This window comes from Absicoccus sp., assembly GCF_034090965.1.
GTDB classification, from domain to species: Bacteria; Bacillota_I; Bacilli_A; order Erysipelotrichales; family Erysipelotrichaceae; genus Absicoccus; species Absicoccus intestinalis.
In genome coordinates, this window is record NZ_JAXDRQ010000045.1 from 1 (window position 1) to 14,008 (window position 14,008).

The following is a 14,008-nucleotide window of genomic DNA, read 5'->3' on the forward strand; positions in this document are numbered from 1 at the left end:
GCTGCACTGCAGTACCTACTTCTGCAATCCATACTGTGCCTGGCAAAAAGGAACAAATGAAAACACCAATGGACTGTTAAGAGAATGCTATCCGAAAGGAATGGACCTGTCACTTGTCGATGAAGATGAACTAAAGCATAATCTTGAACTGATGAATAATCGGCCACGAAAGTGCCTTGGCTATAAGACACCAAATGAAGTTATGAACGAAACAGACTCACATACATCGTGTTGCACTTAATTTGACAATTCATCCATACTAAAAGTCGCACGCATACCTGTTTCCAAGTGATTGACATATGCATCATTTGAATGATAAACCATCTTACTCATTCCATTGATGGTATTCGTGATTTGGGATACATCCAAATCCGCTTTTAGATTGTATGTACTATTCTTTTCAACTTGATATGTATCTTGATCTTGTGTATCATACGCATCCTCACCCGATTTAGCAATGGATAGATCGCCTTTTACAACTAAATCATCTGCTTTTTCATCACCAAAACTTCCAAAATATTTGGAAATATCGCTTAAATTTTTACCTGCTTCTATATCATTCGGCTGAATATCGGCCTTTCCAAAAAATCCAAAATCTATACTTGTACCTTGCTTGTTTTCATCGGGCACTTCTTTTTCAACATTATTAGGTGCTGTGTACTGACTTTGGTCTTGCGTACTTGTTGTTGGTTGAGATGCTTCAACAACAGTTGTCGATTGTGTTGTTTCATTAGCCAAAATTGGTGTCGGACACGAAATACATAAACTAGAAATGGCAGCAACGATGACCGGCGCATACTTCATTTTTTTTCATATTTCTCCCTCCAATAGTAAATAATATATATTTTGTATTGGATTTGTGAATAATTTTCAATTAATATATTTTTGTTTATTTATTTATCTTATCTATTTCATAAAAAAAGAAACGAGGAAATCCTCGTTCACTGATCCAATCATTCTTTTGCCCAATTGCGACACCGTGCCACTGCTTTTTTCCAACCCGCAATCTGTTTTTGCGACTGTGCTAACGTCATGACCGGTGTAAACAATTTATCCAATTGCCAATTGGTCCGAATTTCATCCAGATCCTGCCAATATCCGGTAGCCAAACCCGCTAAATAGGCAGCTCCCATCGCTGTTGTTTCTACACATTTTGGCCGTAATACCGGTGCTCGACAAATATCTGTCTGCATCTGACAAAGTAGATTATTGGCGCAAGCACCACCATCCACTTTCAATTGACCCAAAGAAACATGGGCATCCGCTTCCATGGCCCGAATGACATCATTGACCTGATAGGCCATCGATTCCAAAGTCGCCCGAATGATGTGATTCTTATTCACACCACGAGTGATACCTATGATCATACCACGCGCATATGGATCCCAATACGGTGCACCCAATCCGGTAAAAGCTGGCACCACATAACAACCATTGGTATCATGTACTTTTTTCGCATAATATTCACTATCCACACTGGATTCAATCAAACGCATTTCATCGCGTAACCATTGAATGGCCGCACCCGCCACAAAAATCGAACCCTCTAGAGCATAGGTAATTTCATTATTCAAACCCCACGCAATAGTCGTGACCAATCCATTTTGACTTGTGACCGGTTCCTTTCCTGTATTCATCAACAAGAAACCACCCGTACCATAGGTGTTTTTTACATCCCCGACATCAAAACAAGTCTGACCAAACAACGCACATTGTTGATCACCAGCCGCACCTGCAATCGGTATTTCAGCCCCTAAAAAAGAGGCATCCGTATAACCGTATACACAACTGGAAGGTTTTGGCGTTGGCAACATCGATGCAGGAATATTCAATAACTCCAAGATATCTTTATCCCACTGCAACGTATGAATATTAAACATCATCGTTCTGGAAGCATTCGAATAATCCGTGACATGGACACGTCCTTTCGTTAATTTCCAAATCAACCACGTTTCCACCGTTCCAAATAAGAGTTGACCCGCTTCTGCTTTCTGACGTGCACCTGGCACGTTATCCAAGATCCATTTTAATTTCGTTCCCGAAAAATAGGGATCAATCAATAAACCCGTTTTTTCACGAATCATATCCGAATAGCCTTGGTCTTTTAACGTATCACAATATTCGGCTGTTCGACGACATTGCCATACGATGGCATGATAAACCGGCTCTCCGGTTTCCTTATCCCAAACCAACGTGGTTTCACGCTGATTGGTAATTCCAATCGAAACAATCTGGGAAGGGTCCGCATTAATTTTCTGCATGGCTTCCACCGCCACACTGATTTGTGTAGCCCAAATTTGGTTGCCATCATGCTCCACCCATCCTGGATGTGGATAATATTGCGGAAATTCCCGTTGTGCGACCGAACAAATTTCCCCTTTTTTATTAAATAGGATGCATCGATTGGACGTTGTCCCGGCATCCAATGCCATAACATATTTTTCCATGAGAACTCTCCTTACAACCGCTTACATTATAACACTTTCGTGATAAAATATGGATAATGAGGTGAACCACATGAAAACAAATCTTTCTTATCCGTCCAGCGATGGAACTACAATGATCCATGCCGAAATGTGGGTACCAGAAGGAACGGTCAAAGCCGTCCTGCAAATCTCCCATGGCATGGTGGAATTCATCGATCGATACAATCGTTTTGGAACATATTGTTCCCAACAAGGCATCTTGGTCTGTGGCAGCGATCATCTCGGCCATGGACAAAGTGTGACCGGTAAAGCTCGCCTAGGCTATTTTGGTGAAAACGGTAACGAACATATCATTGAAGATCTACACACACTCTATACAAAGATCCATAAAATGTATCCAAATGTTCCGTATTTTCTATTGGGACACAGTATGGGATCCTTTTTAGCTCGCCAATATATCACCCGATACGGAAACGACCTATCCGGAGCCATCATTATGGGAACCGGCTATCAAAGTCCAACCACGTTAAAAGTTGCACGATTCTTATGTGAAAAGATTGCCGATCAAAAAGGTTGGATGTATCGCAGTCCACTCCTAACCAAAATGGCATTGGGATCCAATAATAAACATTTTGAACCGGCACGCACCCCTTCGGATTGGTTAACCAAAGATACCCAAATTGTCGATGCCTATGTCCATGAACCCCTTGATAATTTTCAATTTACGACCAATGCCTTTGATGAAATGTTCAAAGGCCTACAAGATGCCGATGCCCACATCAATCAAATCCCAAAAGACTTACCTATCTTGTTCGCATCTGGTGCCGATGATCCCGTTGGTGATTTTGGCAAAGGCGTCCAAAAAGTCTATCACATGTTTGTCGATGCCCAAATAAAAAACGTAGAGTGCAAACTCTACGAAAATGATCGCCATGAAATTTTAAATGAACTCAACTACAAACAAGTCTATAATGATCTCATCGCTTGGATGAAGGAGGCCGCATAGCCTCCTTTTTATATACCCATCCGCTCCGAACCAATATACGATCGAACCAAACGCAATACTTTTTTATTATCTTTTGTAGAAAACATAAAACAATGTTTTGCGGTTTCTATCGTAAAACGCAAGATATGTTGATGAAACACATACGCCTTCACATACGTTATTTGTTTCCAAGGAATTTGCACATAGTCCTGAACATTTCGCTCATTATAAAATTCGAATGCCCGATTGCCAATTAAAATCTGTCCATAGATAGGTAAGGTTTCAAACATCTGCCCAGCCATGGTCAAATCTATCTGCGTATTGAGAGATTGAATCATAAAAGCCCAATCGCTACCCCAATGATAAACATCGCCAAGATCAAAACAATCAAAGATACATTCTTCTTTAAGGCTTTCATACAAATAAACGTAGCCACAAGCCCTAATAGACCTGGCAACAAACCATCCAATTGATCTTGAATCAAAGGAATATCAATCGAAACATAGCGTTGAACCAAAGCACCCATCGCAAACATACCCACAACACCAGCCATTTGCGTAGCCTTCTGCAACAAGCCACCCGCTAGATCATCACTGATATGTTCTCCTTTTTCATAACCCATTTCCTGGCTCTTCCACATAAAGCCGATACGCATCAAATTCCAACCTATAAAAAATACAAGAGGACCTAAAATACTTCCTTCCATAGCCAAGGATGCACCCAAAGCACCCAATAAAGGACGTGCAGTAAACCAGAATACCGGATCGGCTACTCCCGCTAACGGACCCATCATACCGACTTTGACATCTTGACTGACTGCTTTTCCTTGAGCTCTTTGTTCCTCTTGAGCAAGGGCTACCCCCAAGATGGGTGAAACCACATAGGGATGGGTATTAAAGAATTCCAAGTTACGATGTAAAGCATCCGCTTGTTCTTCTTTTTTGGTGTATAACTTTTTTAAAGCCGGAATCATCGCAAAACACCAACCACCATTTTGCATGCGTTCATAATTCCAAGAACCTTGTAAAAAGGTCGAACGCCACATCACTTTTTTTCGTGTTTTCTTATCTAACATGGTCAGTTCCTCCTATTCATAATCATCCAAAATATCACCCAATGGATCATCGGAAGATGTCGTTTGTTTCGAAGAAAGAAATTGAATTGTCAGAAAAGCAAGGGCAAAGCCAATCGCAAAAAGGGCTAAAAGCGTGAATTGTCGGATCATCGCAAACACAAATCCTAACACAAAAAATGGCCATGCTTCTTTGGTTGCAATCATATTGATGACCAAGGCATATCCCACTGCAATCACCAGACTACAACCAATATCCAATCCCATAACTAACCATGTAGGCATACTTTGCATAAATACATACACGGCTTCATTGGGAATGGCCCACAACAAGACAGCAGGAATCACCACGCGCAATCCTTGGAGTCCCAAAGCCATGCGTTGGATGCGATCGATCGTGTGAAAATCAGCCTGATTGGCGGCTTCATCCATACGATGCACCATACCAACCGCAATCGTACGAATCAACATGGTCAAAAATAAACCAGCTACTGCCAAGGGAATAGAACAAGCAATCGCAATGGCAACGCCATCCACGCCAAAACCACTTTTTACCAATAATATTGAACTGGCAATCGACGCCAAGGCAGCATCCGGCGCTACACTTGCACCAATATTGGCCCATCCCAAAGCCATCATTTGTAAGGTACCACCCAAAACCAAACAAGCTAGCAATTGATGAGTAGCCAAACCAATCAACGTACACGCAATCAATGGCTGATGAAATTGAAATTCATCCAAGATGCCTTCCACACCCGCTAAAAACGCAATCACTATGATCCATATCATCTTACGCAAACTCCTTTCGTGCTTGGGCCAATAACGCATCCATATCACCTGGTGGATCCGATGGCACTTTACGCACATCAAACTGCACACCCAAAGCTTTCAATTTTTCGAATGTATCCACATCCTCCCTATCTAAGGAAATGGCTTGATTAACTGCATATTTTCCTTCCTTATGCGCCATCGAACCAATATTTAATGTTTTGATATCCACACCCTGTGAAATTACCGTCAAAGCATCTTGTGGTGTTTCAAACAAAACCAAGGCTTGGGTCAAACCAAACCGAGGATCTTTCGATACTTCCACCAATTTATACAAAGGCACCACATTGGCGGGCACCCCTGGTGGCGCCGCTTCCTTGATCATTTGTTTCCGTAAGGCATCATGCGCTACAGCATCACTGGCTACAATGATTCGATTGGGATGGGTCATTTTTGTCCATCCAGTAGCCACTTGTCCATGCAACAAACGCGAATCGATCCGCGCTAACACAAAATGAATATGGCCATCCCCCAATACCGTTCCTTCGGGAATCGGTCCAGATGTTTTTTTAACAACCACAGGTTCTTGTTTCTTTTCCGGTTCTAATGAAGAAGGAATCGGACGAACCCCTTCCTTGGCCGTTGTGATAATATGGGATGCCACTTCATGGGCTGTTTCCATCGATAAACGCGAGGCCAACGCTTCAATAACCATCGGCAAATTCATCCCCGTTACAATGGCCCATGACTCTTCATGACCATGAATCAAACCATTGGCCTGATTGAATGGTGTGCCACCAAATAAGTCACACAGGATCAAAATTTGTTCTTCTTGAAAAGAAGCAATGGCATCTTCTATCTTTTTACGAATATCTTCTGGCCCTTCGGATGGTTGTAGACAAACCGCCATCAGCTTTTCTTGTTGGCCAAAAATCATTTCCGCGGACATCTGAATGCCCTTGGCAAAATCACCATGACTCGCAAGTACAATTCCAATCATAACTTTCCTCTCTTCTTTCATTTTCTATTTTATTATATTCTGTTCTCATAAAAAAAAGAACCCGTCGGTTCTTTTTACACTTTATTAAATACCTCTACATCCAGAGCATTGTTTTGTTTAGCAACAATGGTCGTACATACAGCATCACCTGTAATATTGACAGCCGTTCGTAACATATCCAAGATACGGTCAATACCCATGATCAAACCAATACCAGAAACTGGTAAACCAACCGAATCAAAGACCATCGCCAAAGTAATCAAACCAACACTTGGAACACCAGCCGTTCCGATGGAAGCCAACGTTGCCGTAACAATAACGGTCATATAATCCGCAGGACTTAAATGAATGCCAAACGCTTGGGCAACAAAGACAACGGCCACACCTTGCATGATGGAGGTACCATCCATATTGATCGTAGCACCCAATGGAATCGTGAAACTCGAAATCTTACGAGAAACACCAATCTTGTCAGCTAACGTATCAATATTCAATGGAATGGTGGCATTCGAAGTTGCGGTACTGAAGGCAAACGCTTGTACCGGGAAGAATTTCTTTGCGAATTTGAAAGGATTCAATCCCGTGAAAACCTTCAATAAGATCATGTATACAACAAAACATTGAACACCCAAACCAGCCACAACCGTGATCATGTATTTAAACATTGGAACCATCGCACTAAAGCCCAGTTCACTAAACGTTCGACCAATTAAGCAGAAGACACCAATTGGCGCAACCTTCATGATCATCATGGTCATTTCCATCATGATGTCATTGCATTGCGTACAGAAATTCATGACAAGTTGTGCTTTTTCTTTTAACTTAGCTAAGATGACACCAACCAATAAGGCAAATACGATAATTTGCAGCATTTCCCCATTGGCTAAAGCCGCTACGGGGTTGGTTGGAATGATATTTAAGATCGTATCCACGATAGACATATCCGTTTTGGTCGATGAACTCGATACCGTCGTCGATACATTTTCAACCGCACTCATATCCAAGCCAATACCTGGATTGATCAAACGAGCCATACATAAGGCAATCGCAACCGCCACCATGGTTGTAAATAAATAGAAGATGATCGTACGAACACCCACACTACCTAACGTTTTGGTGTCCCCAATGGCTGCCGCTCCACAAATGATGGAGAAGAAGACAAGCGGTACGACTAACATCTTCATCAAGGAAATAAAGCCTTGACCAATCACATAGAAAACACCTTCAACAATGACATTCTTTACCACATTGATATCCATGAACCATGTATTGATAATAGCACCAACTACAGCTCCTAGAATCAATGAAATAAAGATCATTGTCGTTAATCCCATTTTTTTCTTGCCTTTATTCCTTGCCATAGCCATTCTCCTTCAAATATTTATGCAGTTCTTCTTTCCATTCTGGCATTTTATAAATATTGGTGATTCGCATCATCATATTATCCAGAAGGGTAAAGCGAGGTCGTTTTGGTTCTTTCGCTTGCGTATGTACGGGAATATCCGCATAGCCACAAGTTCGCAAAATTTCACGAGCCCAATCCGCACGAGAACAACCACCTTCACAACTGGCATGGAAAATACCATATTCATCGGACTGTACCAATTTTTCTACAAAACCAGCTAACGCATTCGCCGATGTCGGTGTGGAAAATTCATCCAATGGTAACAAGATTTCTTCATTGGCTTTGGCATGTTCAATGACCATATCCACAAAATCTTTTGTTGCCAAACCATAGTTCCATGAACTACGCACAATGACATGTTTATCAATCAAAGATTCCACTAATTTCTCTCCCGCAAATTTACTTTTACCATAAATCGTTGTCGGGGTTGGTGCATCAAATTCATTCAGGGCATGGGATCCTTGGCCACCAAAGACATCATCGGTGGAAATGTGAATCAGTTTGGCATCTATACGTCGAGCCGCTATAGCCACATTACGAGCACCCAACGCATTGACTTTATACGCTTCATCCGGATTGGCTTCACATTTGGCATCATCGGTCAAACCGGCACAGTTGATAATGACTTCTGGACGAGCCACATTCGCAAATCGTATTATTTCCTCTAGATTATCTACTGGTACATCTGTATCGCTTGTAACCAAACGGAAATCCGTATTGTTTTCATACTCGTTACACAATGCTTGGCCCAATCGTCCTTCAGCTCCAGTGATCCATATACTTGTTTGATTGATCATGGAATCTCTCCTCTTCTCTTATATAAGTATTATTTTACCATAAACAAAAAAGGTAGGGCGAAAAATCGTCCTACATATGGATAATTCCTAATACATCTAACACAGAACTACATAAGATGATGACCAAAAAAGGAATGGCCAAATATTTTAAGATAAAGATAAAAATCTTTTTTCTTTTAAATTTTGACGTACTTTCAATTTCTTGTGACAAGCGTGGAATCGTAACAACACGCAAAACCAAAAGACAAGTACAGATGGCTGCAATCGGCATCATGATTGAATTGGTCAAGAAATCAAAGAAGTCTAAGAAGTCCATACCTAAGATCTTAACAACGGATAGTGGTCCAAATCCCAAAGAAGAGAGGGTTCCCAACCCAAGCATGATGACACCAATCAACAGCGTACTTTTCTGGCGATTCCATCCCAATTCATCCTCAAATGTCGATACGGCACTTTCAGCCAAGGCAATGGATGAAGTCAGTGCGGCTAATAACACCAATAAGAAAAACAAGATGCCGGCAAAGGTCCCCATTCCCATGGAGGCAAATACCTTTGGCAAAGTAATGAACATCAAAGAAGGGCCTTTCCCAAGGCTGGCGGCATCACCTCCACTAAACGCAAAGACCGCTGGAATGATCATCAAACCCGCCAAAATGGCGATCAACGTATCAAAGATCTCCACTTGGGATGTACTTTTTTCAATATCTACATCTTTTTTCATATACGATCCAAATGTGATCAAGATTCCCATCGCAATGGACAAAGAATAAAACATTTGTCCCAAAGCGGTCACGACAGTCATCCATGAGAATGCTTTGAAATTGGGAATCAAAAAGTATTTGACCCCTGCCATCGCTCCAGGTCGGCTCACAGAATAGCCGGCAATGATAAAAGCCAACACGATCAAGATGGGCATCATGATCTTGGATACCTTTTCAATCCCATTTTGCACACCCATGATGATGATCAACAAGGTCAGAAAGGTAAACAATAAAAAGAAGAGTTCCACCGATGTCCCATTTTGGATAAAGTTCGAAAAATAAGTATCGGATGCCAATTGTTGGACATGCCCTTGCATATACGCAAATAAATATTTACATACCCAACCCCCAATGACACTGTAATAAGGTACGATCAACATCGGAATGATGGCATTGATCCATCCGCCAAAACGCAAGGAAAAGCGATGTCCAAAGAAAGAAAAAGCACCAACGGGACTCTTCTTTGTCATGCGTCCTAGCGTTGTTTCCGACATGATCATGGTATAGCCAAAAGTAGCAACTAAGATCAAATACACCAACAAAAAAATACCACCGCCATATTTTGCGGCTAAATAAGGAAATCGCCAAATATTTCCAAGACCGACAGCCGAACCAGCAGCTGCCATGACAAATCCTAAGCGATTCGAAAAATTACTTCGATTCTTATTATCATTCATATATTCATTCGCTCCTTCACGCAACATTTTTCAGTATAACATAAAAAAACAGAAGGTATAGATTAACCTTCTGCATTTGTTAAATAATTTGTGACAATGCATCGATCGTTGAAACAAAGAAAACTGAATCATATATCGAATCATCCACATATCCATAATCGATCATGTTGTCGATTTGTTTCTTTAATGGATCATAATAATGATCGAGATTGAACAAAATACATGGACCCGATAATTGACGCAAACGAATTTTCGACATGATTTCGGATACTTCTTCTAAGGTACCCGGGCCACCTGGCATAGCGATGAAAGCATCGGATAATTCAATCATCATGGTCTTTCGTTCGGCCATCGTGTCCACAATATGAAGTTCATCCAAATTATCATGGGCTTGTTCCTTTTCTTCTAAAAATTGAGGAATAACTCCAATCACATGGCCACCATGTGCGATCACACTATCTGCGACCACCCCCATCAAGCCATTCCTGGCTCCACCATACACCAACGTATGATGGTTTTCAGCTAACCATTCACCGACTTTCTGGGTCATCTCTTTCATTGTTGGATCTTTTCCCATACTGGATCCTAAATAAACCGCAATATTCATAGACTCAACTCCTTTAATTGGTTCTGGGCATCTTCATATCCTAGACCCATTCTTCCCAAAGTCAAAACTTTATTGATCAAATAGGTATCAAAAAAGGTAATGGGTTCACTGGGATAGACATGGTAAAAGGTTACATTTGGATACGACTGCCCTTTCAGACTTTTTTCCCACTTGGCTTGTTCCTCTTCATTGTTTTCTTGCAGATGCACAACAATAATCTTTTTATAGCCACTATCCAATAACGGTCGTACCGGACTATTATCAATCACTCCACCATCCACATATTCTTTGCCATGGATGGTATGGGAGGGATAAATACCCGGAATGGCACTGGATGCCAATAATAAACGACTGACTTCTTTTTTATCGAACGAATTGACACAAATATATTCACTTTCAAATAAGAGTTCACGTGCACGAAAGTTTTTTTGCATCAAGGGCCACAACGATGGTGATTTAGCGGAGACGCAAACATACATTTCAATTGGTTTATCAACAACATCCCACTTAACCAATCCTTGTTGGATCCATGCATAGATTCGTTCTTGTGAAAATAAAGACGGATCCTCCTCATTGGCTTTCACAAATAGATCTTGTTGGCGAAAGGACTTCCAAATGTCCACTGCTTGTTCATAGATATCTTGTACCATCATGACCCCGTTTAAAGCACCAACGGAAACACCGCTAATGGCACCAATTTGATCATAGATGCCTGCTTCTAATAAATACTTCCAAACACCCATTTGATAGGCGCCTTTGGCACCACCGCCACACAACACCAAGCCAATCGGTCTAGAAGTGGTAGGTGCCATCTAAGTATCCTACCAAGAAAGCTTCGGCCAAAGAATTTGGTCGAATATTTTTTCGTGCTTCTTCCCGTGAAAACCAATGATACGAATCAATCTCCCAGTTTGGATGAACATGGCCATCGACAATGGCTGTAAAGTTCAACATCAACGTATTGGATTTCGCAAAATAATGCGAATGATTAAAACGTACTTGGTGTACATCTAAATTCATTTCTTCTTTCACTTCGCGTACAACGGCGTGTTCAGCATCTTCGCCTTTATTGACATAACCAGCAACTAAAATATAGGTATTTCTACCATATTGTTTGATCAATAAAATTTGATCTTCCTTTTCATTGGTTACAATCATAGATACTGCTACATTAAATACGGGGAAGCGATACACTCCACAATGTGGACAATAAGGAACGATTCCTTCATCTTTAAGTGGGCGCATTTCTAATTTTGCCCCACATTCCATACAATACTTCATTTCTTGATTCATGCTTATATCTTACCACAAAAAAAGGAGGTCGAATGACCTCCTATATATCTTATAGACCTGGATACATACCAATACTGAAGATAAACGCGATGATTACCGCAATTGGACCGGTGATCAAACGGGAATACAATACGGCAGGTACACCATATTCGATTGTTTCTGGTTCAGCTTCTCCCAATGACAAACCAACTGGGATGAAATCACATCCAACTTGTGCATCAATCGCAAATAAAGCTGGCAATGCATATTGAAGTGGAATCGCTCTTTGCGCAAATTGTTGTCCTAACAAGACACCAACGGTCTGCGCAATGACGGCACCTGGACCTAAAATTGGTGACAAGAACGGAATACCACAAACAATGGAGATGACCAATAAGCCTGGCAACGTAGAGCACATTGGACTGATCGTATGGGCAATGACATTTCCCAATCCGCTGGCAGAAATGATACCCAACAAAGTCGATGTGAACGCCATGAATGGCAATACGTTACGAATGATCATGTCAATCGAATCACGACCAGCGGCGAAGAACTTGTTGACAACATGTCCTACCCCGATACCGATTCGTGTAATGACACCTGGTTTATTTTCTTCTTGTGCAGCAGCAATTTCGGCTTTCGCTTGTTCCTTGGTCTTTGGACCATCAGCAGCCGCTAATTCTTCTTCGGCTGTCTTTGCGGCTGAAGCATTGGTTTCATCGGTATACGCTAAGTTGCTTTCTTTGACATCCGATACATAGATGTCTGGTGTGATATACATAGCCAATGGACCTACCGCACCTACTGGTTCTACATTGACGGTCATGATGCGTTTCTTTGGATAGACACCGCATCGAGCCGTACCGCCACAGTTGACAACCGCTACGGCAACTTCATCATCGGGAACGGTTGTTTTGAAACCGTCCACCAATTCGCAGCCTGTCATTTCAGCAATTTTTTGTGCAACTGGACTGATTTGTTGACCGGTTACACACAATACTTTATTTTTATGTTCATTGGGTTCGATGATCAATGGTCCACCAAATCCAGCACTACCTTTTGTGATCTTGATATTCTTATAAGCCATGATTCGATCCCCCTATTTCTTAATACCTGCTAAACGGAAATAAATTTTTTCCGTTACGATACCACGAATACCAATAACGATTAGACCAACGATAAAGTAGCGGACCGCTAAATCGGAATAACTGCCAGCGACTTTCTTGACACCTTCGGCAATACCCATGAATACAAACAATTCACCGGCATTGGCATGTGGAAATAAACCTGTGATAGGGTGGCAGAAAGAAACGGCCGAATCATAGAAAGATGGTTTATATTTTTCATCCAGGAAACGTCCAAACGAATAAGCCATTGGGTTTCCTAAGAACATATCGGCAATCAATGGGAACAAGGTGTAACGCAAGATGGCAATACTTGTCAACTTTCTTGCGAAGCGTTCAACTTTCTCTTCACCGACCAATTTGATGATCGAGTTCATAAACGTAAGCAAACAAACAACTTGTGGAATGATACCAGTGACCCAACCCGTGAAGGTTGTACCACCAGCTGTAAACAGCCCAATGAAGCCCTGGGCTACACTAGCAATCGCATTCATAATATTCTCTCCTCTTCTCATCCTATGAATTGTGTAGTAATAAAATGTTGGCCGACATTCTATGTAGGTGTAGATGCCCTATACGAAGGTCTACACTATGAAAGCGGTTTACGTAAGCGCTTTCAATTTATATTCACATAGTACCACGAAATATAAAATAATCAAAAGATATTCTATGCACAAATGTATAAATGAAGAAATGAATATTTTCACTTACGCATTTGTTCACTTTTATGCGACATAAGTGATTATACTTCACATTTTTGATTGTTTCTATAAAAAAAGGAGGTCAAACGACCTCCAAACATCTCTTATAGACCTGGATACATACCAATACTGAAGATAAACGCAATGATGACAGCAACAGGACCTGTGATCAAACGCGAATACAACACAGCTGGCACACCATATTCAATGGTTTCTGGTTCTGCTTCGCCCAAAGACAATCCAACCGGAATGAAGTCACATCCAACTTGTGTATCAATCGCAAATAAAGCTGGCAATGCATATTGCAGAGGAATAGCTCGTTGTGCAAATTGTTCACCCAACAAGACACCAACGGTCTGTGCAATGACAGCACCTGGTCCTAGGATAGGTGATAAGAATGGTACACCACAAAC

Annotated in this window: 16 protein-coding genes and 1 pseudogene; 2 read left to right on the forward strand and 15 right to left on the reverse strand. The window is 41.3% G+C overall.

Annotated elements, in window-relative coordinates; genetic code table 11:
- A partial coding sequence (locus SOS22_RS06580; protein ID WP_414144421.1) for a transposase occupies positions 1-241 on the forward strand: 241 nt, incomplete at its 5' end.
- Here SOS22_RS06580 and SOS22_RS06585 read toward each other — a convergent pair.
- Together SOS22_RS06585 and glpK are read right to left on the reverse strand one after the other, a co-directional pair.
- Positions 238-804, reverse strand: coding sequence for a hypothetical protein (locus tag SOS22_RS06585; protein WP_320596719.1), 567 nt, complete (start codon positions 802-804; stop codon positions 238-240). The two genes, SOS22_RS06580 and SOS22_RS06585, sit on opposite strands and share 4 nt — an antisense overlap.
- 149 nt (positions 805-953) lie before the next feature.
- Positions 954-2,447, reverse strand: coding sequence for a glycerol kinase GlpK (gene glpK, locus SOS22_RS06590; RefSeq protein WP_320596720.1), 1,494 nt, complete (start codon positions 2,445-2,447; stop codon positions 954-956).
- Positions 2,448-2,517: 70 nt separating this feature from the next.
- Here glpK and SOS22_RS06595 point away from each other — a divergent pair, with 70 nt between their 5' ends.
- Positions 2,518-3,432 (forward strand): alpha/beta fold hydrolase, encoded by a 915-nt coding sequence (locus tag SOS22_RS06595; protein WP_320596721.1) that lies wholly within the window; start codon positions 2,518-2,520, stop codon positions 3,430-3,432.
- A gap of 8 nt (positions 3,433-3,440) precedes the next feature.
- Here SOS22_RS06595 and SOS22_RS06600 read toward each other — a convergent pair whose 3' ends face one another.
- From SOS22_RS06600 to SOS22_RS06660, 13 genes and pseudogenes are all read right to left on the reverse strand, one after another.
- Entirely contained in the window at positions 3,441-3,749 is a 309-nt protein-coding gene (locus SOS22_RS06600) for a DUF956 family protein (protein ID WP_320596722.1), read from the reverse strand.
- A complete protein-coding gene (locus tag SOS22_RS06605) occupies positions 3,746-4,486 on the reverse strand; it encodes a PTS system mannose/fructose/sorbose family transporter subunit IID (RefSeq protein ID WP_320596723.1) in 741 nt (246 codons plus the stop codon). Before SOS22_RS06605 ends, SOS22_RS06600 begins: the two co-directional genes overlap by 4 nt.
- A gap of 12 nt (positions 4,487-4,498) precedes the next feature.
- Positions 4,499-5,272 (reverse strand): PTS mannose/fructose/sorbose transporter subunit IIC, encoded by a 774-nt coding sequence (locus SOS22_RS06610; RefSeq protein WP_320596724.1) that lies wholly within the window; start codon positions 5,270-5,272, stop codon positions 4,499-4,501.
- A gap of 1 nt (position 5,273) precedes the next feature.
- Positions 5,274-6,251, reverse strand: a complete 978-nt coding sequence (locus SOS22_RS06615; RefSeq protein WP_320596725.1) for a PTS sugar transporter subunit IIB — start codon at positions 6,249-6,251, stop codon at positions 5,274-5,276.
- A gap of 74 nt (positions 6,252-6,325) precedes the next feature.
- Positions 6,326-7,612, reverse strand: a complete 1,287-nt coding sequence (locus tag SOS22_RS06620; protein WP_320596726.1) for a dicarboxylate/amino acid:cation symporter — start codon at positions 7,610-7,612, stop codon at positions 6,326-6,328.
- Positions 7,599-8,453 carry an NAD(P)-dependent oxidoreductase gene (locus SOS22_RS06625; RefSeq protein WP_320596727.1) on the reverse strand — a complete coding sequence of 285 codons (855 nt, stop codon included), beginning with the start codon at positions 8,451-8,453 and terminating at the stop codon, positions 7,599-7,601. Before SOS22_RS06625 ends, SOS22_RS06620 begins: the two co-directional genes overlap by 14 nt.
- Before the next feature lie 70 nt (positions 8,454-8,523).
- Positions 8,524-9,891, reverse strand: a complete 1,368-nt coding sequence (locus SOS22_RS06630; protein ID WP_317313482.1) for a sodium-dependent transporter — start codon at positions 9,889-9,891, stop codon at positions 8,524-8,526.
- A 79-nt stretch (positions 9,892-9,970) separates the two neighbouring features.
- The gene (locus SOS22_RS06635) at positions 9,971-10,498 is read right to left on the reverse strand and encodes a TIGR00730 family Rossman fold protein (protein ID WP_173446351.1); all 528 of its coding nucleotides are present in this window, start codon (positions 10,496-10,498) and stop codon (positions 9,971-9,973) included.
- Positions 10,495-11,310 (reverse strand): patatin-like phospholipase family protein, encoded by an 816-nt coding sequence (locus SOS22_RS06640; protein WP_320596728.1) that lies wholly within the window; start codon positions 11,308-11,310, stop codon positions 10,495-10,497. Before SOS22_RS06640 ends, SOS22_RS06635 begins: the two co-directional genes overlap by 4 nt.
- Entirely contained in the window at positions 11,291-11,791 is a 501-nt protein-coding gene (locus SOS22_RS06645) for an NAD(+) diphosphatase (protein WP_277634295.1), read from the reverse strand. The genes SOS22_RS06640 and SOS22_RS06645 overlap by 20 nt, the downstream gene beginning before the upstream one ends.
- Positions 11,792-11,840: 49 nt before the next feature.
- The gene (locus tag SOS22_RS06650) at positions 11,841-12,857 is read right to left on the reverse strand and encodes a PTS glucitol/sorbitol transporter subunit IIB (RefSeq protein WP_320596729.1); all 1,017 of its coding nucleotides are present in this window, start codon (positions 12,855-12,857) and stop codon (positions 11,841-11,843) included.
- Between the two features lie 12 nt (positions 12,858-12,869).
- Entirely contained in the window at positions 12,870-13,388 is a 519-nt protein-coding gene (locus SOS22_RS06655; protein ID WP_128520980.1) for a PTS glucitol/sorbitol transporter subunit IIC, read from the reverse strand.
- Between the two features lie 311 nt (positions 13,389-13,699).
- Positions 13,700-14,008 (reverse strand): annotated as a pseudogene (locus SOS22_RS06660) (PTS sorbitol transporter subunit IIB); the annotation flags it as partial.

Coding starts and splice junctions, on each gene's coding strand:
- SOS22_RS06650 (WP_320596729.1), bottom strand. CDS start 12,857: ATGGCTTATAAGAATATCAAGATCACAAAAGGTAGTGCTGGATTTGGT.
- SOS22_RS06655 (WP_128520980.1), bottom strand. CDS start 13,388: ATGAATGCGATTGCTAGTGTAGCCCAGGGCTTCATTGGGCTGTTTACA.
- SOS22_RS06615 (WP_320596725.1), bottom strand. CDS start 6,251: ATGATTGGAATTGTACTTGCGAGTCATGGTGATTTTGCCAAGGGCATT.
- glpK (WP_320596720.1), bottom strand. CDS start 2,447: ATGGAAAAATATGTTATGGCATTGGATGCCGGGACAACGTCCAATCGA.
- SOS22_RS06640 (WP_320596728.1), bottom strand. CDS start 11,310: ATGGCACCTACCACTTCTAGACCGATTGGCTTGGTGTTGTGTGGCGGT.
- SOS22_RS06600 (WP_320596722.1), bottom strand. CDS start 3,749: ATGATTCAATCTCTCAATACGCAGATAGATTTGACCATGGCTGGGCAG.
- SOS22_RS06595 (WP_320596721.1), top strand. CDS start 2,518: ATGAAAACAAATCTTTCTTATCCGTCCAGCGATGGAACTACAATGATC.
- SOS22_RS06605 (WP_320596723.1), bottom strand. CDS start 4,486: ATGTTAGATAAGAAAACACGAAAAAAAGTGATGTGGCGTTCGACCTTT.
- SOS22_RS06630 (WP_317313482.1), bottom strand. CDS start 9,891: ATGAATGATAATAAGAATCGAAGTAATTTTTCGAATCGCTTAGGATTT.
- SOS22_RS06620 (WP_320596726.1), bottom strand. CDS start 7,612: ATGGCAAGGAATAAAGGCAAGAAAAAAATGGGATTAACGACAATGATC.
- SOS22_RS06585 (WP_320596719.1), bottom strand. CDS start 804: ATGAAGTATGCGCCGGTCATCGTTGCTGCCATTTCTAGTTTATGTATT.
- SOS22_RS06635 (WP_173446351.1), bottom strand. CDS start 10,498: ATGAATATTGCGGTTTATTTAGGATCCAGTATGGGAAAAGATCCAACA.
- SOS22_RS06625 (WP_320596727.1), bottom strand. CDS start 8,453: ATGATCAATCAAACAAGTATATGGATCACTGGAGCTGAAGGACGATTG.
- SOS22_RS06645 (WP_277634295.1), bottom strand. CDS start 11,791: ATGAATCAAGAAATGAAGTATTGTATGGAATGTGGGGCAAAATTAGAA.
- SOS22_RS06610 (WP_320596724.1), bottom strand. CDS start 5,272: ATGATATGGATCATAGTGATTGCGTTTTTAGCGGGTGTGGAAGGCATC.